A 24,968-nucleotide genomic window follows, 5' to 3' on the forward strand; every position below is an offset into this window, starting at 1 on the left:
TTTTTCAATCAGGGACTTCGGCAGCTCCTGCCGTTATTGCGAGAAGGTCTGAAGATAAGCCAACAGGTTGTCGAGTTTCTCTTCGTCGCTCAGCCCCCAAAAAATCATCCGCGTGCCGGGCACCACGCCTTTCGGATCTTTCAGATAAGCGATCAGCGTTTCGCGATCCCAGGTCACTCCCGAGTTCTTCATCGCATCGGAATATACGTAGTTGGCCGACGTCCCGGCAGCCCAGCCAATGATGCCATTGAGTTGTGGGCCGAATCCCGGGCGGGCCGATTCGCCGACCTGATGGCAGCCGCCGCACAGACGCGGGAAGATTTTCGCGCCGGCTTCGGGGTCGCCTGCAGCATGGCTGAATGGACTGAACAGGCTGGTGCCAAGAATCACGGCGAGTGACAGTGCTGCGGTGTTTTTCATCGAGGGTTCCGGGTCGGTCTGCATCGGGCGGCGCAAGGGTAGCATTTTGTTTTTACCGGTAAGCGCCAATGATCCTCCTGACCGTCGTCAATGCCTGGCGCAACACATCCATCTCTACCGAACCCAGCGCCAGCCGAATCGCATGCGGCGCATGGCCCGACACCGAAAACGGCTCGGCGGTGGTGACGGAAATCTGCTCGTGCATCAGCTCGACGACAATCTGGTCGGCGCGCACATCCTCCGGCAACGGTAGCCACAGGAAATACGACGCCGGATGGCCAACACTGGGCAATCCTTTCAACACTTCGGCCGCCAGCGCCTGCCGCGCCTTGGCATCTTTGCGTTTCTGCTCCTCGAGCAACGTCACTGTACCGTCGTCGAGCCAGCCACAGGCGATGGCGGTCATGACGCCCGGCGTGTTCCAGGTCGTGGCGCGGATGATGCGTTCCAGTGCCGGCACCACGTCGGTCGGGGCGGCAATGAAACCGACGCGCAAGCCTGTGGCGATGTTTTTCGACAGACCCGAGACGTACACCGTGCGCTCCGGTGCCAGATCGATCAGCGTACGCGGTGGGTTTTCCACCAGAAATGCGTAGGCCGCGTCTTCGATGATCGTCAGATCATGTCGACGGGCAATCGCCACCAACTGCTCGCGCTGCGCCAACGGCATCACCCAGCCCAGCGGATTGTGCAAGGTCGGCATGCTGTAAACGGCGCGCACCGAGCGACTGCGACAGAGTTTGTCCAGCGACGCGAGATCCGGCCCCTGATCGTTAAACGGGATCGCCACGACTTCCAGATGCAACGCGTCGGCCAAGACCTTGAAGCCGGAATAGGTCAGCGCGTCGGCGGCAATCACATCGCCGGGTTTGAGCAATGCCATCAACGTGACGGCGAGGCCTTGCTGGGCGCCATTGACGATCAGTACTTGCTCAGCGTCGACAGTCACCCCGCGCGTCAACAGATGCCGAGCGACCGACGCACGTTCGTGGGCACGGCCGGCGTGCGGCTGATAACGCAGCAACGCTTCCAGATCACCGGACAACGCCAATTGGCGCAACGCGTTGCGCAACAAATCGGCCTGACCGGGCAACGACGGGTAATTGAAATTGAGGTCGATCATGCCGACCGCCACGTCTTTCTGATCGATGCCCTGCCCCGGCGACAGCGAGGTTTCGCGGACAAACGTGCCACGCCCGGTTTCGCCGCTGACCAGGCCCATGGCCTCCAGCTCCGCGTACACCCGCGAGGCCGTGACCAGCGCCAGCCCTTCCTCAGCAGCCAGTTGCCGGTGAGTTGGCAACCGCGTACCCGGCGGCAACTGCCCCGAACGAATGTCGGCAGCATAGGCATCGACGATGGTCTTGTAGCGCGAACGTGGCATGCCGGATGTATCCATGACAATTCTTTGATTGTGCTGATTCTCGGTTCTAGCATCACGGCAACGCAACCCACTTCTGAGCGTGATCTGCTATGGAACGAACCTCGAATCTGACGACCCCGGCACTGGAAAAAACCAGTGGCTGGATCAACGGTTTTATCGGTGTAGTGATCTTCAGCGGTTCGCTGCCGGCCACGCGTCTGGCAGTGCTGGAGTTCGATCCGGTGTTTCTCACCGTGGTCCGCGCCGCGATTGCCGGGGTGTTGGCGGTGGCACTGCTGTGGCTGTTTCGCGAGCCGCGCCCGGCGCGCGATCAGTGGCTGTCGCTGTTGATTGTCGCGCTGGGCGTAGTGCTCGGCTTTCCACTGTTGACCGCCCTGGCGCTGCAACATGTGACGTCGGCGCATTCGATTGTGTTTGTCGGATTGCTGCCACTGGCCACAGCGATTTTTGCCGTGCTGCGCGGCGGTGAGCGGCCGCGACCGGTGTTCTGGGTTTTTTCAATTCTCGGTAGTGCGTTGGTGGTCGGCTTCGCGATTGCGCAAGGTCTGACTGCCTCGCCCACCGGTGACCTGCTGATGCTCGCCGCCATTCTGGCCTGCGGCCTCGGCTATGCCGAAGGCGCGAAGTTGTCGCGAATCCTCGGCGGCTGGCAGGTGATTTGCTGGGCACTAGTGCTGTCGCTACCGGTGATGGCGGTTTTGAGTCTGTGGCTGGCGCCCGCCTCGTTCAACACGATCAGCCTGTCGGCGTGGCTGTGTCTGGGCTATGTGTCGCTGTTCAGCATGCTGATCGGCTTTGTCTTCTGGTATCGCGGCCTGGCTCAGGGCGGGATTGCCGCGGTCGGTCAGTTGCAATTGCTCCAGCCGTTTTTTGGCCTGGCGCTGGCGGCGACGCTGCTGCATGAACACGTCAGCCTCGGCATGCTCGCCGTGACGCTGGGCGTGATCCTGTGTGTGGCCGGGGCGAAGAAGTTCGCCAAATGATCCTCAGGCGCCGGCCTTCCACTCGCGAGGGCTGAGCCCTGTCTTGCGCCGAAACGCCCGGGCCAGCGCCGAGGGACTTTCGTAACCGACCTCCTTGGCAATCAGCGCAATCGGCTTGCCTTCACGCAAGCGTTTCTGCGCCAGACTGACCCGCCAGCTCAGCAGATAATCGGCCGGCGTCTGCCCGACAACCCGACGAAACTGCTCGGCAAATCCAGCGCGGGACAGGTTAGCGACCGAAGCCAGATCCGCCACGCTCCAGGGCTTTTGCGGTTGCTCGTGCATCGAGTTCAAGGCGCGCGAAAGACGTGGATCGGCCAGCCCGGCGATCATTCCCGGTTGTTGTTCGCGGCTGCTGATCAAGTGCCGCAGCAACAGAATCACCAGCAGTTCGAACAGTCGATCCATCACCGCCACCCGCCCGCAATGCCCTTCGAACGCTTCCTTGAACAGCCATTCCACGGTGTTGCCCAGCTCCGGGATGCCCGTCAGTTTCAGCACCAGATAATCCGGCAGCGCCGCCGCCAGTGCATTGCCGGAACCGCCATCAAACGTCAGCGTTGCGCAGACCACCTGGGTGTCCATCGCCTCGTCGGCGAACATGCGATGGGCAAAAGGTCGGGGGAAGAAGATCAGCGACGGCTCACTGAGGCGGATCTCGCGTTCGCTGCCCGGCTTGAGCAGCAACTCGCCGGCCTGCAACAGATGCACATGGCCGACCGGCTCATTTTCATGAACAGCGACGCCGCAAAACGCGCCGCTGTGAAAAGTCCCGGCAGACACGCCAAAATGGCTGAGCAATGTTGAAAGGCGATCCATGGACGACTCCAAGGGCATATCTGGACGATCTGCCGCATATCCTCGACGATTTGCCGCCAATCCACCAGCCTCACTCAATAACATGACCTCCATCCCCGGCGCACTTTGCACCGGACTCTCGGAGAATCACCATGAGCCGCATCCACGCTATCAGCCTCGAAACCGCCACCGACGCCAGCCGCCCAGTGCTGGAAGGCGTGAAAAAGAAAATCGGTTTCCTGCCCAACGTCTTCACCACCCTGGCCAAAGCGCCGGTGGCCCTCGAAACCTACGTGCAAGCCTCGACGATCCTCGGCAAAACCTCGCTGAGCGCCCAGGAAAAAGAAGCGGTGTACCTCGCCACCTCACAGGTCAACGGTTGCGACTATTGCCTGGCCGCACACACCTTGTTTGCCGGCAAGGCCGGGCTCTCGGCACAGGACATCGTCGCCGCCCGCCAAGGCGAACTCAACGCCTACGCCACCCTCGCCCGTCAGCTGACCGAAAGCCGCGGCCATTTGACTGATGAACAGATCACCGCCGCCCGCACTGCCGGCATCGACGATGTGAAGATCATTGAAGTGATTGCACTGGTGGCCGTGCAGAGCCTGACCAACTACCTGAACAACGCGGCGCTGACCGATATCGACTTTCCGACCATCTGAATCCGGCCACACAAAAGCTGTTGGAGCTGACCTGCTCGCGATGGCGGTGTGTCATTCAAAGCATCTTTGAGTGACACACCGCTATCGCGAGCAGGCTCACTCCTACAGTTGGATCGGGTACATCAGCAAGAGATTGGTCGGCTGGCAGGCCGCCTTCGCGAGCAGGCTCGCTCCCACAGAAAAGCAAAAGCAGTACCCACCTCGCACCGCATCGCTTCTAACCACTCAATAGGCCGAGTGTCAGCTCGCCTGCTCTTGATCTTGATCCACGGGCGACGTCGGAAGGCTGAGTGGAGGGATTCATCCGGGGGTGGGAGCGCAGCGACCGTTTGGCGAAGCCAAACACAGCGAGAGGAGGTGCAGCGAAGCAAACCGTAGGCGCTGCCCCCGGATCGATCCCGGAACGAAGGAACCCCGAGCCCCAGCGAGCGGGCCGCACGTAGGAGCAAGCGTTTTTTTGCTTACTTTTTTTAGGCGTTTGTAAAAAAAGTGAGTCGCCGTAAGGGCGAAACCCTAAGCCGCCGTGACCGCAGCAACGGATATGTACCCGGTCAGCCAGATAATCAGTGATGCTCCTCCCCCGCCCGCTTCAGCAATTTCTTGCACCGCTCAGACAAATGAAACACCTGCAAATGCTTCCCCGCCTTGGCATAACGCTCCCGCAGAGTCTTCAAAGCAGCAATCGCCGAATAATCAACAAAACTCAAATGCCGACAATCCAAAGTGACCCGAGCCGGATCATTAGCCGGATCGAACTGATTGAGAAACGGCGCAGTCGAGGCAAAAAACAACGTGCCATGCAAACGATAAAGCTTACTGCCGTCAGCCTCCAGATGCTCATCGGCATACAGCTCACGGGCCTGCTGCCAGGCAAAGTTAAGCGCAGCGATAATGATGCCGCATAGCACCGCAGTAGCCAGATCAGTGAACACCGTAATAGTGGTCACAGCAATGATCACCAGCACATCGTTAAGCGGCACTTTGTTCACCACCCGCAACGACGCCCAGGCAAAAGTCTGCTGCGACACCACAAACATCACACCCACCAGCGCCGCCAGCGGAATACGCTCGATCAGCGGCGACAGAAACAGAATGAACAAAAGAATCAGCACGCCCGCGACCACACCGGACAAACGCCCGCGCCCACCGGAGCTAAGATTGATCACCGTCTGACCGATCATCGCGCAACCGCCCATACCGCCGAACGCACCCGAGACCATATTCGCCGCACCAAGCGCTACGCACTCACGATCCGGATAACCACGGGTTTCAGTGATTTCATCGGTGAGGTTCAACGTCAGCAGGGTTTCCAGCAAACCGACCAGCGCCATCAAAATCGCGTAAGGCGCAATGATGCGCAGGGTTTCGACATTCCACGGGATGTCCGGCAAAGCGAAAGTCGGCAAGCCACCGGCAATGTGCGCCATGTCGCCAAGGGTGCGGGTCGGCAGGCCGAACAGGTAGACCAACAGGCCGACGCCGAGGATCGCCACCAGCGCCGGTGGCACCGCTTTTGTCAGACGCGGCAAGAGGTAAACGATGGCCATGGTCAGCGCCACCAGCCCGGTCATCAGGTACAGCGGCGTACCGCTGAGCCATTCCTCACCGCTCTTGAAATGCTCCAGTTGCGCCAGCGCGATGATGATCGCCAGACCGTTGACGAAACCGAGCATCACCGAATGCGGCACCATGCGCACCAGTTTGCCCAGGCGCAGCAAGCCGAACGCCATCATGATCAAACCGCCAAGCAACACCGTCGCCAGCAAATACTGCACGCCGTGTTGCACCACCAGCGCGACGATGACCACGGCCATCGAACCCGCCGCGCCGGAGACCATGCCCGGCCGCCCGCCGAACAACGCCGTCAGTGTACAAATGATGAACGCGCCGTACAGGCCCATCAGCGGATTGAGGTGCGCCACCAGCGCGAACGCAATGCATTCGGGCAACAGGGCAAACGAGGTGGTGAGTCCGGCCAGGACATCGGCGCGCAGACGAATCGGTTTCATGGCTTACCTATCGAGCAGCCACTGAGCGCGGCTGCAAGTGTTCGGGAAAAAGAGGGTTGCGGATGTTACGGAATTGTCGCGGATCGGGCCAGTGAACGCTGACACTTGTGGGTTCGGGCTTTATGCTGGCGCGTTCCTGTATCCATTGAGTTGAACATGTCTGCCTTTCTGAGCGCCCGCGAGGTGTGCCAGCGTTTGCGTGAAGCGGCGCTGGGTGTCCTCACTTTCAAAGTCTGCGAGATGCCTGACGAGGCGGGACGGGTCGCGGTCGATATCGAGGGCTGGCACCTGCTGCTGGATTTTGAAGGTAGCCGGTTACATCACTGTGAATTTGCCCGCAACGGTGACGGACAAGAAGGCGCGCTGGACAGCTGGCAGCGTTACGGCACCGATCCGGTGAGTTTGCTCAGTACTTGGGAATTGGCGCAGATCGAGCGATTGCTCAACACGCAGACGAACGAGGTTGCTCAATGATGGCACTCTGCCCATAATTCGCGCCCTCCTCTATTCCCACGCAAGGAACTGCCGTGAAGAAGTCGCTGTTGTTGATCCCGATGCTGGCCCTGCTACTGCAAGGCTGTGGCATGACCATGACCCGCTACGAGCCGAGCTTTGAGAACGTGCAGAAGCTCAAGCAAACCCCGCCGTTGCATGCGATCAGCAATCCTCAGGTTACCGCCGAATCCGGTGAAGGTTCGCTGGTGGTTCGCGCCAACCCGGTGCGCTCGCCGTCCGGCAGCATCCCGGCGCATATTCAGGACGCGATCACTGAAGAACTGCGCAAGGCTGGTCTGCTCGATCCACAGGCGCAGCGTCAGTTGAAAGTGCTGGTGGTGAAAAACGAACTGTCCGCCGGCATGGGCACGGGCGACGGCAAACTGGCGGCTCGTTTCACCCTGCTCAACGGCAACGATGTGGTGTACGACGCGACCAAGAATGTCAGCAGCCAGTGGAGCAGCAGCTTCTTCGGTTTCATTGCGATCCCGAACGCGGTCAACGCCTACAACCCGATGTTGCGCGACTTGCTGAAAGAACTGTACAGCGATCCGCAGTTCATTCAAGCCCTGAAGTAAGGGCAAAAAAAGAGCCGCAATCGCGGCTCTTTTTTTTCGCATCAAGCCCGAGGAATACGGGTTTCGAGTGCCGAGTACTTCAGGTTCTTGCTATCGACCATTTGCTTGAGCAGCGCGTTGACCTGACGGGTGAACGTGTCATTCACCGCTTCTTTTGGCGTGTTGGCCATCAACGGAATGAACCAGATGCCGATCCAGGTGCCGATCGCATCGTGGTTGCTGGCGGTGGTCAGGGCCTGACCCGATCCGTCCACGGCTTCGAGGCTCATGGTGTACTGATCGGTGCCGTAAGCCGGGATAACCCCCAAGCTGAAACCACTGATGAAGCCCAGCACCATGGAACCGGCATTCGGCGGATGGTTGTACATTTTCAGACGCAGGCTGTAGTCGCCCGGCTGCTTCTGGAATTCGTCCAGGGTGACACGGCCGAACAGACCCGAGTCAGTGAGGATTTTTTGCAGCTGTGGTTTCAGTTGATCACGTGCTTGCGGCACTTCCACGGCGGAACCACTTTTCGGCTCGCCCTGATAGAAATCGAAATCCACGTAGACGTTTGGCTTGTTAGCGTAGTTGGCCATCGACGGCATGGTCACCGGCGCCACTTCGTCTTTGGTGAAACTGGCACAACCGCCCAGCGCAAGTACCAGCCCCAGCGCCAGAATTTTCCCGAATTGCATGATGATCCGTCCCTATGTGTACACATCCAAATGATGGCATTGCGCCTTCATTTTGAAGGCCGGGCGGATTCTAGAGAGAGCAGCCCTCGGGCGGAAGTCTGAATTGGGGAAATCGGCAAAAAAATTTGCTCAGCCCTGCCGCAAGTCGAGGATGTATGTGTAATAACCGCTGTCACGCACGTAGCCGAGGGATTCGTACAAGCCTTGCGCCGTGAAGTTGTCGGTGGCGGTTTCCAGCACCAGCCCTTTGGCGCCGGTCGCCAAGGCGAAGTCGCGTGCAGTGTTCATCAGCAATCGACCCACGCCGCGCCCACGGGCGGCGGGTGTGGTGAACAGGTCGCTGAGCAGCCAGGTACGGTGGGCATCGATGGACGAGAACGTCGGATACAACTGCACGAAACCCAGCGCTTCGCCGTGTTCATCCTGAGCAAGAAAAATCGCCGATTCGCTGGCAGCCATGCGTTCAGCGATGAAGGTTCGCGATTGCACAAGGTTCGACGGCTGCTGGTAAAAACCTCGATAAGCGTCGAATAACGCCGCCACCGCATCCAGATGTGTCGCGTCGGCTCGCACGGCCTGAAGAGTCATACGCCCGCTCCGTTTCCAATCAATGATCGAAACAGCATAGCGCTGCCCTTCGAGTATGCTGGCCTCACCGCTATATAGTTTTGTATATTGCGAAACCGAAATCGCCAGAACCTTTCCAGGCCATTCAGCCAACCTGTGTATCCATGAGCGCCATCCGCGTCCGCAACGAGCAATTGATCCTCGCCGCCGCCAGCGAAGAATTTGCCGCCAACGGCTTCGACGCCACCCAGACCCGCGATATCGCGGCGCGTGCCGGCGTGCCCAAGGCCAATCTGTATTACTACTTCCAGACCAAGGAAAACCTCTACGGCAAAGTGCTGCTGGGTTTTGTCGAACCGCTGCTGGAAGCCTCGGCAGTGCTGCGTGAAAGCGATGACCCGCTAACGGGGCTACGCGCCTACGTCGCCGCACGGATCCGGATTGCCCGCGAGCATCCGGCGATTGCCAAGGTGTTCAGTGGCGAGTTGCTGCTCGGCGGTCGACAGTTGCCGGATGAGTGCCGCGATCTGTTGCAGGCCGAAGCGCGGCGCAACGTTGAATGTCTGCGCAGCTGGATCGAGCGCGGTTTGCTGGCGCCGGTGGATCCTGAACATTTGATGCTGTTCATTTGGTCAGCGACGCGTACGTACACCAATATTGGCTGGCAGATAGGCCGGATCATGGGGCGCGAAGTGCCGCAGGATGAGGACTATCAAACGGCGGCGCAGACGATTACCCGGATGGTGCTGGAGGGCGTGGTCGTAGCGCCGCGAGTGGGCGAGATTCGTGGGGTTTTGTTTGCGACGTGATGGAGGAGTGCTGCGCAGATCAGGGCATGAAGTCTACGGGGAGTTCCAGATGATCTTTCATGCGCTCGTTCCAGTCGTGCAAGGCGTCGGGTAGACGTTTTTTCCATTTCGCAGCGTTGGTGTAATAGCGCAGACGCGAGTGGCCGGTACTGTCGTAGGTCACCAGCAGCACCCAGAAATGCCCAGCGGTTGACCGCATCACGACGCCGGTACCGCCGAGGCCACGCATCCACATCTCCCAGACCTGACTGCCCGGCACATCAGCAGAAGGCTCAGCGGTCATCAACGAGCCGGACTTTTCCACCAGCGTCTGATAATCAGTCTTGAGCAACGTGTGCAGTGCCTGGTTCTCTTCCGGAGTTTGAGCCAAGCCCAGGCTGAGCATGTCGTAATCCAGCGCCAGCGGTTGCTGCGAGGCGACAAAACGGCCGGTGTAGTAGACGCCCAATCCGGCACTGCAATATCCGCCTGCACCTACGAGCGAAATATCCAGCACACCGTTGATGGGAGTGAACAACAGGGTGCACTCGTCTTCCGAATAAACGGCCTTACCGTCCTTGAGTGTGGCGATGCCGTCCAGATCACCGGAGTTGGCGCCCTCAGCTGCCGTAATGTCGATGCTGATGTGCGTAGCATCGCGGCGCTGGGTTATCACCGTCGCCGAGGTTGAAGTCCCCGGCGGAATAAGCTGCCAGGTCGCGTCCCAACTGAAGGGCTGAGTGGCGTGTTCAAGTTCGGTCAGGCGCATCAGGTACTGGCGGCGCAAACAGGCCGTCTGCTCACCACAGGCGTTGCGATTTTTCAGCCACTGCCGCTGGTCAGTCTTGAGGGCTTGGGCATCGGGGACATTAGCCAATGTCGAATGCCACAGCTTGCCCAGCTTCTCGTCGAGCAGCGAAATCTGCGGGTCACCACAAATGGCTTTTTCAGTTTTGCTGTTGGCCGTGGCGCAATCGAAACTGCTGGCCTGGGTGACAGCGGCAAACGCAAGGGACGTCAGCAGCACGGCGTGACGCAGGGAGATCGCGAACATCGAGAGATTCCATTCTTCGGACGGCGCGCAGTATGCCAGTGCTGCCAGCGGAAATCCCTGATGTACATAGCAATCAGGGTTTCGCAATCACTGTGGGAGCGAGCCTGCTCGCGAAAGCGGTGGATCAGCCACTATCAATGTCGACTGACACACTGCCTTCGCGAGCAGGCTCGCTCCCACAAGGTTTTGTGTACGCTTCAGAACGCGATGTCGGCGGCGGGCTTGACGTCGATACGCGCCACGGAGCCAGTCAGATGCGCCAGATCCTTGTTGTGTTCGGCGATGATGTCTTCGGCGCTCATGTTGCCGTTGTCGACGGTGGAATGCGCGTCGGCCACAAGCACTACGTCATAACCCAGTTGATGGGCCTGGCGCACGGTGGCATTGACGCAGTAATCGGTTTGCAAACCGCAGATGACCAGTTTTTCGAAATCTTCGCTCGGCAGCAGTTTGCGCAAGTCTGTCTGGTAGAACGAGTCCGGCGTGGTTTTGCGTACGCGCAGGTCTTTGGGCGAAGTCTCAAGCCCTTCGGCCAGTTGCCAGCCTTCGGCACCCTGGGCCAACGGGCTGTCCTTTTCTTCATGCTGGATCAGCACCACTGGCACACCTGCCTTGCGCGCCCGGACGCTGAGACCGTTGATGGTGTCGATCACCCGGTGAATGTCATGGCACTGATATTCGCCCGAGCAGAGGGCGCGCTGGACGTCGATGATCAGTAATGCGGTAGTCATGATGAGCCTTCCTTGATCAGTCCTTGAGACAGGGGCGGACGTAAGCCCGCCCCTTTTTTACGCCCCTCAGTAACCCAGTGACAAGCCGGTGTTGCGGCGCGGATCATTGGCGCCGTAGAAACGGTTTTTGCCAACGGGCTTACCGCCCAGCGAAGGTGCCCCCACCAGAATCGCGGCGATGTGGTTGGCGTCCTGCGGGCCGGCGAACTTGTGGCCCCAGCTCTCGAGAATCTTGCGCGTATCGGGGCTGGCGGCGAAGTCCTCGAGGTTGGTTTCCTCCGGCATCCACTGCTGATGGAAGCGTGGCGCATCGACCGCTTCCTGAAGGCCCATGCCGTAGTCGATGACGTTGAGCATGGTCAGCAACGTCGCCGTGATGATGCGGCTGCCACCCGGTGTACCGACCACCATTACCACTTTGCCGTCCTTGGTGACGATGGTCGGGCTCATCGATGACAATGGTGCCTTGCCCGGAGCAATGGCATTGGCTTCGCCCTGCACCAGACCGTACATGTTCGGCACGCCGACTTTGGAGGTGAAGTCGTCCATTTCGTCGTTGAGGATCACCCCGGTTTTGCTCGCCATCACGCCCGCGCCGAACCAGTCGTTTAGGGTATAAGTCACCGACACCGCATTGCCCCACTTGTCGACGATCGAATAGTGGGTGGTGTTGCTGCCTTCATGGGGCGCTACGCCAGGTTTGAGCTCAGCCGACACGCCGGCCTTTTGCGGCTGGATGGCATCGCGCAGTTTGGTCGCGTAGTTCTTGTCCAGCAGGTGCTCGATCGGATTTTTGACGAAATCCGGATCGCCGAGGTAGCTGTTGCGATCGACATAGGCGTGGCGCATCGCTTCGATCTGGTAGTGCATGCCTTGGGCCGAATGGAAGCCCAGATCCTTCATCGGATAGCCTTCGAGGATGTTCATGATCTGGCAGATCACCACGCCGCCGGAGCTTGGCGGTGGCGCCGAGACCACATGATAACCACGGTAGTCACACTCCACCGGCGCCAGTTCGCGGGTCTTGTATTTGTCGAGGTCGGCCTGGGTGATGATGCCTTTGTTGGCCTGACTCGAGGTGACGATGGCATCGGCGACCCAGCCTTTATAGAAGCCGTCGGCGCCTTTTTCGGAAATGCTCCGCAGGGTTTTGCCGAGGTCCTTCTGCACCAGTTTCTGCCCGACCTGCATCGGCTCACCGTTGTGCAGGAAGATCGAGCCGGAATCGCGCATGTCCTTCTTGAACACGTCGGTGGCGTATTCCAGCAGCTCGACGTCACCCTGCTCCAGTTCGAAACCGTCTTCCGCCAGTTTGATCGCCGGGGCAATCATCTCTTTGCGCGGTTTGGTCCCGTATTTGCTCAATGCCAGCTCCATGCCTGAGACCGTGCCGGGCACGCCCACCGCCAAGTGGCCACGGGTGCTCAAGTCGGGAATGACGTTGCCTTCCTTGTCGAGGTACATGTTCGCGGTGGCCGCCAGCGGCGCTTTTTCGCGGAAATCGAGGAAGGTCTTGCGCCCGTCCGCCAGTTGAATGGTCATGAAGCCGCCACCGCCGAGGTTGCCTGCTGCGGGATACACCACCGCCAGCGCGTAACCCACGGCGACTGCCGCATCGACGGCATTACCGCCACTTTTCAGTACGTCGACACCCACATGGGTGGCCAGATGTTGCGCGGTGACCACCATGCCGTTTTCGGCGGCAACCGGTGCGACTGACGCCGCGTGAGCCATGAGACAGCTGAGTGCCAGTGAGGTCGCTATCAGCGTTTTGGCCAAAGGTTCGTACTTCATGAGTCGATCTCTTTTTTTGTTTTCAGGGTCTGTGCAAAACAGAGCGGGGAACGCTTCAAGAGCACCAAGCAGTATGGTCGGCTTTGCGTATTGCGCCTCCCCGCTCAGGCAGTATGCTGGGCGCTGTTGCCGCCCTGATCCGGAGTCTGCCGTCATGTCTTACACGTTCATCACCCTGCCCTCGCCCGTCGGCGAGTTGAAGCTGGTCGCGAACGGCTTACGACTGGCAGCCATCCTCTGGGAAAACGACAAACCGAACCGGGTGCGCCTCGGGCCGATGAGCGAGGCAAACGACAACCCGATCCTGATTCGAACGGCTCGACAACTTGAAGAATATTTTTCCGGGACGCGGGACTGTTTTGATCTGGAACTGGATTTCGCTGGCACCGACTTTCAGAAAAAGGTCTGGGCGGCGTTGCTGACCATTCCATTTGGCGAGACACGCACTTACAGCCAGATTGCCGAGCAGATTGGCAGCCCCAGCGCCGTGCGGGCGGTGGGTGCTGCGAACGGACGCAACCCGATTTCCATTGTCGCGCCGTGTCATCGAGTGATCGGCGCGTCGGGGAAGCTGACCGGGTTTGCCGGTGGACTCGAGGCGAAAGAGCGCTTGCTGACCCTTGAAGGTGGCGACTGGTCGCAGATTGGCAAAACCGGGGATTTGTTTTAGTCAGTCAATACAGATCAAGAGATCGCAGCCTTCGGCAGCTCCTACCTGGAATGCGTTTTCCTGTAGGAGCTGCCGAAGGCTGCGATCTTTTGATTTATTGGGCAAAAAGGTTATTCATCGCCGCATACTGCAACAGCATGATGGTCTTGGCGTCGCAGATCTCACCGCGCTGAAACGCTGCCAACGCTTCGTCGAATCGCCACTCCAGCACTTCCAGTTCTTCGGTCTCCTCTTCCAGACCACCACCGTCGCTGACCTTCGATGCGGCGTCGTATTCGGCAATGAAAAAGTGCAGCTTCTCGGTTACCGAACCGGGACTCATGTAAGCCTCGAACACCTTCTTCACATCGTGCACGCGATAACCGGTTTCCTCTTCGGCTTCATCGCGAATCCGCTGTTCCGGCGCAGCGCCTTCAAGCAACCCGGCAGCCACCTCGATCAGCAATCCGTCATGGCCATTGACGAACACCGGCAAGCGGAACTGCCGGGTCAGTACCACCGTGCGCTGTTCACGGTTGAACAACAAAATCGCTGCACCGTTGCCTCGGTCATAGACTTCACGAGTCTGACGCTGCCACTCGCCGTTGTTGCGGTGATAGTCGAAGGTGATTTTTTTCAGCAGATACCAGTCATGAGACAACACCTGAGTGTCGACGATGTTGACCCGCTCGGTTGTGTTGGACATGACGCTGGATCCTTTTGTCATTGAAGGCACCTGGGTAAGTAAAAGCCCTTTTTTGTGAACGAAAAAACGAAACCCTATACCGCCCTACAAACTATGTCGAAACATCCTACAGATATCGCCTACTCGCCCGACTTCTTTCCTGATTGATCCCCCGCAAAGTCCTCGCACCTTTTTGATGTGCGCGAGAACTGCGAATGCTTCCAACCGATCGGCTGCTGGCCCTGAACAACAGCATCGGCCTGCTCGTTGTTGCTGCTTTGAACCCGGACGAGCCGGACTTCGAACACCTGATCCGCGAATTCCGCCTGTGCCTGAACCACTACGACGCCTGGGCCGAGCAGTTCTGGACAGGCACCGCGCTGGATGTCGAGCAGGTCTTCACCGTCGGCAACGACGTGCGCCTCAGCGCGCCGATCAAGTCGCGCCAACCGCTCAGTTCATCGGTGGTCATGTGCTCGGCCAGCGGGTCGCTGACGCTGGTGCATATGTTCGAGGCCGCGCGGTTCGTGCCGATCGGCGATACGCCGGTGACGCTCGAACCGGTGCTTGCCGACGTCGACGGCGTACTGACTTTCGGCGAGCCGCTGCGTTACACCATCGGCCCCAGCGGCATTCTGCAGGTGACCGATTGCGATCGGGGCCAGCGTTATCGCATCACCTTCTTTCCCGATGTGTCCACCGATCATGTGCGTGCGCTGTATACCTCTTATGAAGGTGTCATTGCAGGCCTGGAAGGCTGGCTGCGCGGGGAATGGCGCGAATTCCAGCCGCAGTGGACGGAGTTTTCCAGCGCCGGGTTTCTTGACCGGTACGGTCAGTTGCAGCAGGCCGACTGGCGTGGGTTCGAGAAAGCACTGAATGGCGTTTGGGACGACATCAAACAAGTATTCGCCCTCCTCGCCGACCTGCAGGCCAACAGCGAAAAACTGCTTGAGTACCTCAGCGAGGCTGAACTTGAAGCGCTCCTGCAAGCGTCCAGCGAGGCCATCGCCAACGGTCTGCTGATCCTCAGTGACGAACCGCTGCTGTTCATTCATCTGGCCGCGTTTACCAGTTGGCTGAAGATGCTGCCGCCGCAATACCTGGCCGAAGTGGTGGCCGAGGTTCGGGCCGAGCTGCTGGTCAGTTTTCTGCTGATGGGGTTGTCGGGTGGCATCGGCGTGCCGGTGCGCTTGAGCAGCAAAGTGCTGGCGAAGATCAAGTCCCCCCGGGCTCGAGAATGGCTGGCGGCGTCGGCGTTGCGCTTGGCCGAACTGACGTCCTCGGCGGATTTGACGCGGCATGCCAGCGTTTTGAAGCCGCTGATGCTCAATGTGCGTGACGTTGAGTTGAAACCGACACCGTCGATACCGCTGAACATTCGTCAGGCCGACTCGCTGGTGTTGACGGTGCCGAATCCGGCGCCTGTTGTGCGGGACAAGCCTGGCGGTTCGAGCCGGCTGGAACGGCATGAACCTCACGACGATTCGCCGGATCAGGCGAAAAATCCCAATGGCGACAGCGCTGATTGTGTGCCACGCACCTGCACCAACGGTTGCCCGGTGTCGATGGTCACTGGCGAAGAACTGCTGACCCTCACCGATGCGGTGCTCGATGGGGTGTTGCCGTTTGAGTTCACGCGGTTGTATCGCAGCAGCGCCGCCGAGATCGATATCGGGCTGGGGTTTGGCTGGAGCCATTCGCTGGCGCATCGGCTGGAGTTTGAGAATGACTTTGTTGTCTGGGTCGATCACGAAAACCGGCGTACGCGTTTTCCGTTGCCGAGCGTTGAACGACCGGCGATTCACAACAGCCTGTCGCGGGCGGCGATTTTCCTTGGCGATGAACCGGAAGAACTGATCCTCGCGCTGGCCGGGGAAACGGCGCGGTTTTATCACTTTCGCGCGGGACGGCTGACAGCGATCAGCGATGCCTATGGCAATCGTCTGACGGTGCAGCGCGATCGCTCTGACCGGGTGCAGCGACTGGACAACGGCGCCGGGCGTTCGCTGTTGTTGCGCTATGACCGGGCGCAGTTGCTGGGTGTTGATTATCAGGTGTTTCGCGAGGGTGCCTGGAGTACCGAACAGGCGCTGGTCAGTTACCGCTACGACGCTTATCAACACCTGATCGAGGCCAGCAACGCCGTCGGTGACAGCGAGCGTTACGACTACGACGACGCCCACGTGATCCTGCAGCGGCAACTGGCTGGCGGGGCGAGTTTCTTTTGGGAGTGGGAGCGGTCGGGGAAAGCTGCCCGTTGCGTGCGCCACTGGGCGTCGTTTTCGCAGATGGACACCCGTTATGTCTGGAATGACGACGGCAGTGTCGCGGTGCATTACGTCGATGGCACTGAAGAGGTTTACGTCCACGACGAGCGTGCGCGGCTGGTGCGCAAGGTCGAGGCCGACGGGGGCGAGCAGCTCAAGGCCTATGACTCCTCGGGCCGCTTGATCGCCGAGCAGGATGCGTTAGGCGCGGTCACCGAATACCGCTACGACGAGCTCGGACGGCTGATCGCGCTGATTCCGCCGGACGAGGCACCCACGTCCTACGAGTATCGCAACGGTTTCCTGTACCGGCGTTCGCGCGGTGAGGCGGTGTGGATCTACCGGCGCAATGCCGAAGGCGATGTCACCGAAGCGGTCGACCCCGACGGTCAGGTCACCCATTACTACTACGACACCCGGGGTCAGTTGCTGTCGATCCGCTACCCGGACAGCAGCCGCCATCGGTTGGTCTGGAATAGCCTCGGCCAACTCATCGAAGAGACCCTGCCCGACGGTGGCGTGCGGCGTTTTTCCTACGATGCACTGGGGCGGCGGACCACAACTGCCGACGAACACGGTGCAGTCACCCGTCAGCACTGGGACGCCGCAGGCCGACTGGCCCAGACGACTTTTCCTACCGGTAGCACCCGCGCCTACAGCTACGGCGCCTACGGTCAGGTCACCGCCGAGCGTGATGAACTGGGGCGCATCACCCGCTACGAATACGACGACGATCTGCACCTGGTCTCGCGGCGGATCAACCCCGACGGCACGCGGGTGCAGTACCGCTACGACCATGCGCAACTGCTGCTCACCGAGATCGAAAACGAATCCGGGGAAAAGTACCGGCTGGACTACACGCCGACCGGGCTGATCCGTCAGGAAAGCGGTTTTGACGGCCGGCGCACGGCGTACGCCTACGACCTCAACGGCCATCTGCTGGAGAAGACCGAGTTCGGGGATGACAGCTCTTGTTTGCTCACCGCTTATGAGCGCGATGCTGCCGGGCGTCTTCTGGCCAAAACCCTGCCCGACGGCCTCAAGGTTTTTTATCAATACGACCGCCTCGGCCGACTGATCAGTGTCGACGACGGTCAGCAACACCCGCTGGCCTTCGAGTACGACCGTCAGGACCGGCTGATCACCGAACATCAGGGCTGGGGCACCCTGCGCTACAGCTACGACGCCTGCGGCCAGCTCCAGCGCATGCGCCTGCCGGACAACAGCAAACTCGACTATCACTACGCCAAGGGCGGGGCGCTGGCCGCCATCGACCTCAATGGCGCATCGCTGACCCGGCATGTCTACCAGTCGGGCCGCGAACAACAACGCCAGCAAGGTCTGCTGCTCAGCGAATATGCCTACGACGATCAGGGACGATTACTCGCCCACGCTGTAGGCCATCAGCACGATTCACTGTACCGCCGCGATTATGCCTACAGCGCCAACGGCAATCTGGCGCACATCGCCGACAGCCGCCACGGCCAGCGTACCTACGGCTACGACGCCCTCGATCGCCTGATCAGCGTTCGTCACTCACGCGACGAACTGCCGGAAAGCTTCGCCCACGACCCGGCCGGCAACCTGCTGATGCAGGACCGCCCCGGCCCCAGCCAGATCAAGGGCAACCGCCTGCTGATGCAGGGCGACCGCCATTACGACTACGACGCCTTCGGCAACCTGATCCGCGAACGCCGCGGCCGCGGACAAACACTCGTCACCGAATACCGCTACGACTGCCAGCACCGCCTGATCGGCCTGACCCGTCCCGACGGCAAGACCGCCAGTTACCGCTACGACGCCTTCGGCCGACGCATCCGCAAAACCGTCAACGGCGAGACCACCGAGTTCTTCTGGCAAGGCGACCACCTCGTCGCCGAAAGCAGCGAACACGAATACCGCAGCTACGTCTACGAACCCGGCACCTTCCGCCCCCTCGCGCTGCTCGACGGCAAAGGCCCGAAAAAAGCCTGCCCGTTTTATTACCAACTCGACCACCTCGGCACCCCGCAGGAACTTACCGACTACAGCGGCGACATCGTCTGGTCAGCGCAATACGACGCCTACGGCAAAGTCGCCGCGCTGACCCTGGCCGGCGAAGACTACCTGAACCAGCCGCTGCGCTTTCAGGGTCAGTATTTCGACGGGGAAAGCGGGCTGCATTACAACCGGCACCGGTACTACGACCCGAGGTTGGGACGGTATTTGACGCCGGATCCGATCAAGTTGGCGGGTGGGCTGAATCAGTACCAGTACGTGCCGAATCCCACGGGGTGGGTGGATCCGTTGGGGTTGAATTCCAACTGCCCGCCGCCGAATAAGCCTGGGTGTGAGGTGCCGGGTGGGATTAGCGGGGCTAAGGTTGATGAGGGTGAGCCACAATTACCGGACTTGATTCATGGCGTTGACCCACATTCAGTGAAGCGAACGCATGCAATTATGGGAAAAAATTCAACTAAACACGTCGAAAAAATAAGGGATCAAATGCGAGCGGATGGCTACGATGTCAGCTATCCCATAGACGTAGCAGAACATCAGGGCACCTTCTATATTCTAGATGGACATCACCGTGCAGCAGCTGCAAAACAAACAGCAACGCCAATAACTATAAAATTGATCACAAATATCAGAGAGCATAAAGGACAACTTAATACGATCGAAGAAGTCATTGAATCAGCTAACAATGTCGGACACGACCGATTGGAGCATCACAGAAGAAGATGAAAACAGCCGATAAAAATCTTGAGGACCTAATAACTGACTTTCTTTCAAAAGTTGAAAGTGGAACAGAATTACTACAAATAAAATTTGGCACTCGGAATATTTTAAGACTCTGGCGGAGCAAGCAAATCGAACGCTGCGGTGAAATAACTGATGAAATTCAATATGAACTGCACGGCGTAGGGTGCGCCATTCATTTCCCATCAGAATCAGTGGACTTCGATTACGGCTCGAACAGCAGAATCGACGGCTTTGACGTATGGCGCCTTTACATTTACGCTTCGGACAGGCCGCTTACATATGAAAAATACTGCGACAAGAAAACACTCGAAAAAGAATTCAAAGAGCTTATCTATTTAAACAGAATCGAAAAGATGTCGATCAATGACAATCTTTATGTCCTGGTTAAAACCGAATAAAAACATACCCACACGCATTCCAAACCAACAAAAAAGCCCGGCAGCGCTACCGGGCTTCTTTATTTGCAACTAACGAGCGATGTGCGAAAGCTTGTCATCGACATCCGACTCGGCGGAACTCACTCCATGAATCAACGGCCCATAACGCCGACTGAACTCCCAGTTGTACGGCACGCCATCCTTGCTGGTGCCGTTGTCCCAATTCACCGACCACGTCATCAAGCCTTTGATCGGTATCCCCTTGATCGCCAGACGTTTGAGGACATTCCCGACCACGGTTTTGTCGATCACATAACCGGTGGCCGCCGCATCGTTGTTGGCCGGCAGGCCGATGACGAACTTGTCCGCCGGAATTCTGGTGAAGCCGCGAGTACCGGTCACCAGGCTTTCAGTCAGGTAGTAAAGGAAATCCTCCTTCAGCGGGTCGTTGTTCTGCGCAATCCACGCACCTGCACCGTCGTTGGCTTCCTGCACCCAGACACCGTCGCCACCCTGGTTGTAGAACTGTGGGGCGATGAAGTCGTAGTAGCCTTCCAGTGCCTGCAGGTAGCTCACGTATTTGCCGGTGCTGGTCAGATAAGGAAACTCTGGGGCCATGCTGATGATGAAGTGCTTGCCCTGGCCTGCGTAGTGATCCTTGACCAGTTTCAGTGCGGCCGGCAGGACGGTCTTGTTGGCAGCGAAGTCAATCGCGCTCTGTTCAAGATCGATGTCCAGCCCGTCGAAACCGTAGGTTTCCACCAGACGGATGATTTCATTGGCCAGCGCTTGTTCCTGACCACTGCGCAATTCGATGTGCGCATCGGCGCCGCCGAGGGAAATCAACACTGCTCGCCCCTGGCTGTTGAGCACGCCGACCTGGCGGCGGAACTCGGCATCGGAAACGTTGAACGGCTTGAAGGTCGGAATCCCGCTGCCCTTCATGAAGGCCACCGCGACCACGTTGTACTCCTTGGGCACCTCCTCAAGCGAGAGGCTGGCGAAGCGACCCTGGCGGTAACCATCGCTCGGACCCGCAGGCCAGTTGTGCCAGAAGCCCATGAGGATCTTTTTACCGGCAATGCTCGGCATCAGCGAAGCGGCATCGCTCGCCGCGCTTTGCACTAAAGAGAAATCGATTTGTGACATGTTCTAATCCTTCAGAACGTGTGGGTTTGACGACATATCGCCGTTATTTGAAGTCGACGTCGAAAGCCTGATAGAAGGCGTTACCGGTATTGGCAACGATCCACATCAGCACGATCACGTGATGGCCCTTCTTGTTGGCCGGTAGTTTCACCGCGTGATTGACCTTGGCCTTCAGCTCATTCGGATAGCTGTAATAAGGCACCTGAGTGTAGAAGTCCTCGAAGAACGGTTGCGCTTCCAGTTGCGCGCGGCTGATGCGTTGTTTCGGGTCCCAGCCATCCTTGGTGATCAGCCAGCGGTAGCCGCGGGTGGTGTGCGGCGCGGTGTATTCCCATTTGATTTCGAGGGTCTGCCCCGGGGTGACATTGAGCAGCGGCCAAGTGAACGGACGAGCGAGTTTCTTGCTCATTTCATCATTGGTGAAGTTCACGCAATCGCGGGCATCGCTCTTGCCACCGCTGAGAATGTAGCCGTCGGCCGGTGGCGTGACACTGTCCGAGTCGGTCTGATAAGGCACCGGAAATGGCCCGGCTGCAAGCGCCGGGAAATTCTTGCCGCCTTCCATTTCGTTGACCTGCCAGGCACCGAGCAATCCTTGCTCAATGGCAACCGCACCGCGGCTTGCAGGGGAAATGACACGACCGTGTCGCAGTTGGGTTTGTGGTTGATTCATGATTTTTCACTCCGTTGATTTAAGAACTCTCCTTTCCGAGGAGAGGCCTTCAAGCTAACGGAGAGGGATTTTTTGTCCATCGGCGGTTTTGTCGCAGTCAGCAGCCTTGAACCGTAAAAACACCACAAACACTGGATGTATATACAGTCTTCTGCGACAGCGCCCACCTGAGATGTGGTCAAAAGATTACACGGCAATGCTGCAAAAGCTGCCATTCAGTACTCATGTCAACTGTGCGTTGAACTCCTTTTCGTACTGCCCGGCGAGTTGTTCTTTCTGTTTCTCGTTGAGCAACTTGCCGGCCATCTGGAAGAACTTCTGCTCTTCTTCCTTGAGATGGTGATGAACCTTGTCAGAAAGCTTTTTCGCGATGGCCAGCCAGGCCGGGCTGGACATCTCGGTCTCATCGAGCTCTTCCATCATCTCGTCCATTTCATGGTGTTCGGCGATGGCATGGCGGCTCAGATCGACACCGTCATCAAGCTCCATCAACGGAATGTAGAAATGGCGCTCTTCAGCAGTTTCATGGGCCTGGAGCTCTGCCTTGAGCTGTTTGTAGGCTTCGACCCGCTCCGGCGTATCGCCGCTGGTTTCGATCAGGGTTTTGGCGTAGCTGCGCTGGCGATCATGGCTTTCGCGAAGGGCTTCGAAAATATTCATGGGAGTTCCTTATCAACCGCGTGCTGGAATGACGCTGTAAAGGCTAGACCTCGACGCGAGAGCGGCAGTTCCACCGCGTTGAGGAAGGGCTTGGAAGACAGGCGTCGGGCAGGATAGGCTGCGGATTCAAACCACAAGGAAGTCATGCATGAACTTGCGAATCGAGCTGTCGCAAAACCCGACCGAAGAAGAACGCACAGCCATCCTCGCGCCGCTGCGTGCGCACAACGTTGCCAACGCCGGACCGTCGACCTTCGAGCCGATCGCTCTGTTAGTGCGTGATGAACACGACGCCATCCTCGGTGGTTTGTATGCCCACACGTTCTATCGTTGGCTGTTCATTGAGTTACTGGCCGTGCCGGAGCAAGGTCGCGGCAAGGGTATCGGCTCGCAGTTGATGCAGAGGGCGGAGGATCTGGCACGGGAAAAAGACTGCGTTGGCATCTGGCTCGACACCTTCTCCTTTCAGGCTCCGGAGTTTTACAAGAAGCTTGGATTCAGCGAATGCGGAGAGATTCTGGATTACCCCTTGGGGCATAAGCGGCATTTCTTCCAGAAGCGACTGATTGGTTGAATGTTGCGACCCCTTCGCGATTAGGCTCGCTCCCACATTGGAACGCATTGCAAAATGTGGGAGCGAGCCTGCTCCGGGCGGCGTTCCGACGAAGGTGGCAGCCGCCTCAACACATGATCAGAGACAGGTCGCCAACGCCGCCAACCGGCGCTTGGCGACAAAGTCATCCTTCTGCGCGTAGTAATTCAGCGTCGTACCCGAGGCCTCGGTAATCACGTCGACAAACGACTCAGCCGACCGGGTATACACCGTCGTCCCACCCGACTTGCGCGGTTCCAGATACGCCGCCGCGTCCACGCCGAACACCGCTTCGTCCTGCCAGCCGAACTGCACACACTGGGCGACGACTTTCTCGGCTTTGTCCGAAGTCAGTACTTTATAGGGGGCTTTGGTGCGAGCATCGTCCATCACCGAGCCTGCGCAACCGGCCAGCAGCGTTGCCGCCAGCGCTACCATCAGAATTCGCATTGCATTCGCTCATTCAGAAAAAAGCGGACTGTATCACCGCAGCAGCAGAAATCGTTCTGCTTTACTGCATTTATAGCGCGACACGCGCGGGCCGCTGCGGCAACCTAAGGTCATCAGCCTCACAAGGAAAACACATGGCGCCTACCGACCAGCGACATGAACATGCCCTGAAAGTATTTCTCGACGCGCGTCCCGAACTGCGCGAAACCCTCGATCACCTCAACCCGTTGCTGGCCCAGGCCAAAGGCGAAACTCAAGCGCACTATCGCGAAGAGCGACTGCATGAAGCATTTGAGGCCGAAGCGGAAAGTCTCGGACTTTTTGCCTGGGAGTTGACCTTGCAACTGACGGCTGATTCGCCTGAGGAGTATCAGGCGCAGCGGTTGGAAGTGCACCGTGAAGTCGCGGAAATGGCCGGGATGGGTTGGCCGGAATATTGCGATCTGTATGGCATAGAACCATAACCGCCGCCCAAGGACACTTCTACCGATGCTGCCATCCGCCTCGACTCACCGCGCCAGCCCCGGGCATCTGCATACTCAGAAGTGGCGCGGGCGGATTGGTCTGGCGCTGGTGGCCAGCCTCTCGGTACTGGCCGGCATGACCGACGCCATTGGCTTTATGGCCAGCGGCGACTTCGTCTCGTTCATGAGCGGCAACACCACCCGACTCGCCGTGGCGATCAGCGATGGCGATGTCGGGTTGACTGCGCGCCTGGTGATTCTCGTCGTAACTTTTATCGTCGGGAATGCCTTGGGGGTGGTCGTTGCACGTTTCGGTGGACGTCGGGCGTTGCCACTGCTGCTGTGTATCGCCACCCTGCTGTGCGCGGCGGCTGCTTGGCCTTTCGACACCCAACTGCCGGCGTTGCTGGCGGCGATCGTTGCAATGGGCATGCTCAATGCGGCCGTCGAAGAGGTGAATGGCTTACCGGTCGGGCTGACTTACGTGACTGGTGCGCTGTCGCGATTCGGCCGTGGATTGGGTCGCTGGATGCTCGGCGAACGGCGCAGTGGCTGGCGGGTGCAACTGGTGCCATGGAGCGGGATGTTTATCGGCGCGATTCTGGGGGCGGTGCTGGAACATCATTTGGGACTGAAGGCGATGTTTGTCAGCGGTGTGCTGGCCGCGATGATCGGGCTGCTCTCGCTGAAAATCCCACGGCGCTGGCAGTTGGGCTATATGCCTCGCTAATGGACTCTTATACAAATCCTTGTGGGAGCGAGCCTGCTCGCGAAGAGGCCGGCACATTCAATGTTGTTTATCGCCTGACCCACCGCTTTCGCGAGCAGGCTCGCTCCCACAGGGGCCTGAGTACAACTTGGGTTTCGCGGCAGCCTCGATAAAGCTTTATCATGGCCGCAGTTTTGCTGATCGAGTCCGTCATGAAGTTCGCCATTGCGCTGTTTTCCGCCGCCCATGCGCCCTCCTCGCGCCGCGCCCTGCTGTTTGCACGGGCTGCGCTGGCCGGTGGGCATGAGATTGTCCGGCTGTTTTTCTATCAGGACGGCGTTTATAACGCTTCGGATGCGGTCGTCACTCCGCAGGACGAACTGGATTTGCCCAAGCAATGGCGCAGCTTCATCACCGAGCAAAAGCTGGACGGCGTAGTCTGCATCGCTGCGGCCCTGCGCCGAGGGGCGCTGAACGCGGAAGAAGCCAAGCGCTTTCAGCGTGAAGCGATTTCGGTCAGCGCGCCGTGGGAATTGTCCGGCCTCGGTCAGTTGCATGACGCAGTGCAAGACGCTGACCGCTTGATCTGCTTCGGAGGTGCGTGA

Annotated in this window: 25 protein-coding genes and 1 pseudogene; 12 read left to right on the forward strand and 14 right to left on the reverse strand. The window is 58.9% G+C overall.

Annotated features, from left to right (window positions below; genetic code table 11):
- Positions 1 to 33: 33 nt before the first annotated feature.
- Positions 34 to 420, reverse strand: coding sequence for a c-type cytochrome (locus HU718_RS18975; RefSeq protein ID WP_186616410.1), 387 nt, complete (start codon positions 418 to 420; stop codon positions 34 to 36).
- Positions 421 to 472: 52 nt separating this feature from the next.
- On the reverse strand, positions 473 to 1,804 hold the full coding sequence (locus HU718_RS18980) for an aminotransferase-like domain-containing protein (RefSeq protein ID WP_186616445.1): 1,332 nt from the start codon (positions 1,802 to 1,804) through the stop codon (positions 473 to 475).
- Positions 1,805 to 1,893: 89 nt separating this feature from the next.
- Here HU718_RS18980 and HU718_RS18985 point away from each other — a divergent pair, with 89 nt between their 5' ends.
- Positions 1,894 to 2,787 (forward strand): DMT family transporter, encoded by an 894-nt coding sequence (locus tag HU718_RS18985; protein WP_186616409.1) that lies wholly within the window; start codon positions 1,894 to 1,896, stop codon positions 2,785 to 2,787.
- A gap of 3 nt (positions 2,788 to 2,790) precedes the next feature.
- On the opposite strand, the gene HU718_RS18990 is transcribed toward HU718_RS18985, so the two are convergent.
- On the reverse strand, positions 2,791 to 3,606 hold the full coding sequence (locus tag HU718_RS18990) for an AraC family transcriptional regulator (RefSeq protein WP_186616408.1): 816 nt from the start codon (positions 3,604 to 3,606) through the stop codon (positions 2,791 to 2,793).
- A gap of 131 nt (positions 3,607 to 3,737) precedes the next feature.
- Between HU718_RS18990 and HU718_RS18995 the strand changes: the two genes are divergently transcribed.
- Positions 3,738 to 4,250 (forward strand): carboxymuconolactone decarboxylase family protein, encoded by a 513-nt coding sequence (locus HU718_RS18995; RefSeq protein WP_186616407.1) that lies wholly within the window; start codon positions 3,738 to 3,740, stop codon positions 4,248 to 4,250.
- Between the two features lie 563 nt (positions 4,251 to 4,813).
- On the opposite strand, the gene HU718_RS19000 is transcribed toward HU718_RS18995, so the two are convergent.
- Complete coding sequence (locus HU718_RS19000; protein ID WP_186616406.1) at positions 4,814 to 6,259, reverse strand: SulP family inorganic anion transporter; 1,446 nt, start codon at positions 6,257 to 6,259, stop codon at positions 4,814 to 4,816.
- 156 nt (positions 6,260 to 6,415) lie between these two features.
- Between HU718_RS19000 and HU718_RS19005 the strand changes: the two genes are divergently transcribed.
- Together HU718_RS19005 and HU718_RS19010 are read left to right on the forward strand one after the other, a co-directional pair.
- Complete coding sequence (locus HU718_RS19005; RefSeq protein WP_095113668.1) at positions 6,416 to 6,733, forward strand: DUF7693 family protein; 318 nt, start codon at positions 6,416 to 6,418, stop codon at positions 6,731 to 6,733.
- A gap of 53 nt (positions 6,734 to 6,786) precedes the next feature.
- Positions 6,787 to 7,332, forward strand: a complete 546-nt coding sequence (locus HU718_RS19010; RefSeq protein WP_134176579.1) for a hypothetical protein — start codon at positions 6,787 to 6,789, stop codon at positions 7,330 to 7,332.
- A 41-nt stretch (positions 7,333 to 7,373) separates the two neighbouring features.
- Here HU718_RS19010 and HU718_RS19015 read toward each other — a convergent pair whose 3' ends face one another.
- Both HU718_RS19015 and HU718_RS19020 read right to left on the reverse strand, forming a co-directional pair.
- Positions 7,374 to 8,009 carry a hypothetical protein gene (locus HU718_RS19015; RefSeq protein ID WP_186616405.1) on the reverse strand — a complete coding sequence of 212 codons (636 nt, stop codon included), beginning with the start codon at positions 8,007 to 8,009 and terminating at the stop codon, positions 7,374 to 7,376.
- Between the two features lie 129 nt (positions 8,010 to 8,138).
- Positions 8,139 to 8,597, reverse strand: coding sequence for a GNAT family N-acetyltransferase (locus tag HU718_RS19020; RefSeq protein ID WP_186616404.1), 459 nt, complete (start codon positions 8,595 to 8,597; stop codon positions 8,139 to 8,141).
- Positions 8,598 to 8,740: 143 nt separating this feature from the next.
- Between HU718_RS19020 and HU718_RS19025 the strand changes: the two genes are divergently transcribed.
- A complete protein-coding gene (locus tag HU718_RS19025) occupies positions 8,741 to 9,385 on the forward strand; it encodes a TetR/AcrR family transcriptional regulator (protein WP_186616403.1) in 645 nt (214 codons plus the stop codon).
- 19 nt (positions 9,386 to 9,404) lie between these two features.
- Here the strand turns inward: HU718_RS19025 and HU718_RS19030 are convergent, their stop codons facing one another.
- From HU718_RS19030 to ggt, 3 genes are all read right to left on the reverse strand, one after another.
- Entirely contained in the window at positions 9,405 to 10,418 is a 1,014-nt protein-coding gene (locus HU718_RS19030) for a lysozyme inhibitor LprI family protein (protein WP_186616402.1), read from the reverse strand.
- A 197-nt stretch (positions 10,419 to 10,615) separates the two neighbouring features.
- The gene (locus HU718_RS19035; RefSeq protein ID WP_186616401.1) at positions 10,616 to 11,149 is read right to left on the reverse strand and encodes a cysteine hydrolase family protein; all 534 of its coding nucleotides are present in this window, start codon (positions 11,147 to 11,149) and stop codon (positions 10,616 to 10,618) included.
- A gap of 66 nt (positions 11,150 to 11,215) precedes the next feature.
- Positions 11,216 to 12,943, reverse strand: coding sequence for a gamma-glutamyltransferase (gene ggt, locus HU718_RS19040; RefSeq protein ID WP_186616400.1), 1,728 nt, complete (start codon positions 12,941 to 12,943; stop codon positions 11,216 to 11,218).
- A gap of 154 nt (positions 12,944 to 13,097) precedes the next feature.
- On the opposite strand from ggt, the gene HU718_RS19045 reads away from it, so the two are divergent.
- Positions 13,098 to 13,613, forward strand: coding sequence for a methylated-DNA--[protein]-cysteine S-methyltransferase (locus HU718_RS19045; protein ID WP_150731287.1), 516 nt, complete (start codon positions 13,098 to 13,100; stop codon positions 13,611 to 13,613).
- Between the two features lie 94 nt (positions 13,614 to 13,707).
- Here the strand turns inward: HU718_RS19045 and HU718_RS19050 are convergent, their stop codons facing one another.
- Positions 13,708 to 14,298 carry an NUDIX domain-containing protein gene (locus tag HU718_RS19050; RefSeq protein WP_186616399.1) on the reverse strand — a complete coding sequence of 197 codons (591 nt, stop codon included), beginning with the start codon at positions 14,296 to 14,298 and terminating at the stop codon, positions 13,708 to 13,710.
- 194 nt (positions 14,299 to 14,492) lie between these two features.
- Between HU718_RS19050 and HU718_RS19055 the strand changes: the two genes are divergently transcribed.
- Both HU718_RS19055 and HU718_RS19060 read left to right on the forward strand, forming a co-directional pair.
- The gene (locus HU718_RS19055) at positions 14,493 to 19,271 is read left to right on the forward strand and encodes an RHS repeat-associated core domain-containing protein (RefSeq protein WP_217868230.1); all 4,779 of its coding nucleotides are present in this window, start codon (positions 14,493 to 14,495) and stop codon (positions 19,269 to 19,271) included.
- On the forward strand, positions 19,268 to 19,687 hold the full coding sequence (locus HU718_RS19060; RefSeq protein ID WP_150731421.1) for a DUF6896 domain-containing protein: 420 nt from the start codon (positions 19,268 to 19,270) through the stop codon (positions 19,685 to 19,687). The genes HU718_RS19055 and HU718_RS19060 overlap by 4 nt, the downstream gene beginning before the upstream one ends.
- A 126-nt stretch (positions 19,688 to 19,813) precedes the next feature.
- Here the strand turns inward: HU718_RS19060 and HU718_RS19065 are convergent.
- The 3 genes and pseudogenes from HU718_RS19065 to HU718_RS19075 form a co-directional block, all read right to left on the reverse strand.
- Positions 19,814 to 20,815: pseudogene (locus HU718_RS19065) on the reverse strand (chitinase); the annotation flags it as partial.
- Positions 20,816 to 20,858: 43 nt separating this feature from the next.
- Complete coding sequence (locus HU718_RS19070) at positions 20,859 to 21,488, reverse strand: lytic polysaccharide monooxygenase auxiliary activity family 9 protein (RefSeq protein WP_186616521.1); 630 nt, start codon at positions 21,486 to 21,488, stop codon at positions 20,859 to 20,861.
- A gap of 222 nt (positions 21,489 to 21,710) precedes the next feature.
- Positions 21,711 to 22,148, reverse strand: coding sequence for a hemerythrin domain-containing protein (locus HU718_RS19075; protein WP_186616520.1), 438 nt, complete (start codon positions 22,146 to 22,148; stop codon positions 21,711 to 21,713).
- 148 nt (positions 22,149 to 22,296) lie between these two features.
- Here HU718_RS19075 and HU718_RS19080 point away from each other — a divergent pair, with 148 nt between their 5' ends.
- Complete coding sequence (locus HU718_RS19080; protein ID WP_007908103.1) at positions 22,297 to 22,722, forward strand: GNAT family N-acetyltransferase; 426 nt, start codon at positions 22,297 to 22,299, stop codon at positions 22,720 to 22,722.
- Positions 22,723 to 22,839: 117 nt separating this feature from the next.
- Here the strand turns inward: HU718_RS19080 and HU718_RS19085 are convergent, their stop codons facing one another.
- Positions 22,840 to 23,190 (reverse strand): hypothetical protein, encoded by a 351-nt coding sequence (locus tag HU718_RS19085; protein WP_077573583.1) that lies wholly within the window; start codon positions 23,188 to 23,190, stop codon positions 22,840 to 22,842.
- A gap of 134 nt (positions 23,191 to 23,324) precedes the next feature.
- Here HU718_RS19085 and HU718_RS19090 point away from each other — a divergent pair, with 134 nt between their 5' ends.
- The 3 genes from HU718_RS19090 to tusD all read left to right on the forward strand — a co-directional run bounded on the left by HU718_RS19090 (position 23,325) and on the right by tusD (position 24,968).
- Entirely contained in the window at positions 23,325 to 23,654 is a 330-nt protein-coding gene (locus HU718_RS19090) for a DUF6388 family protein (RefSeq protein WP_134176699.1), read from the forward strand.
- Between the two features lie 25 nt (positions 23,655 to 23,679).
- Positions 23,680 to 24,384, forward strand: coding sequence for a YoaK family protein (locus tag HU718_RS19095; protein WP_186616519.1), 705 nt, complete (start codon positions 23,680 to 23,682; stop codon positions 24,382 to 24,384).
- A 191-nt stretch (positions 24,385 to 24,575) separates the two neighbouring features.
- Positions 24,576 to 24,968, forward strand: coding sequence for a sulfurtransferase complex subunit TusD (gene tusD, locus HU718_RS19100; RefSeq protein ID WP_186616518.1), 393 nt, complete (start codon positions 24,576 to 24,578; stop codon positions 24,966 to 24,968).

This window comes from Pseudomonas tensinigenes (assembly GCF_014268445.2).
GTDB classification, from domain to species: Bacteria; Pseudomonadota; Gammaproteobacteria; order Pseudomonadales; family Pseudomonadaceae; genus Aquipseudomonas; species Aquipseudomonas tensinigenes.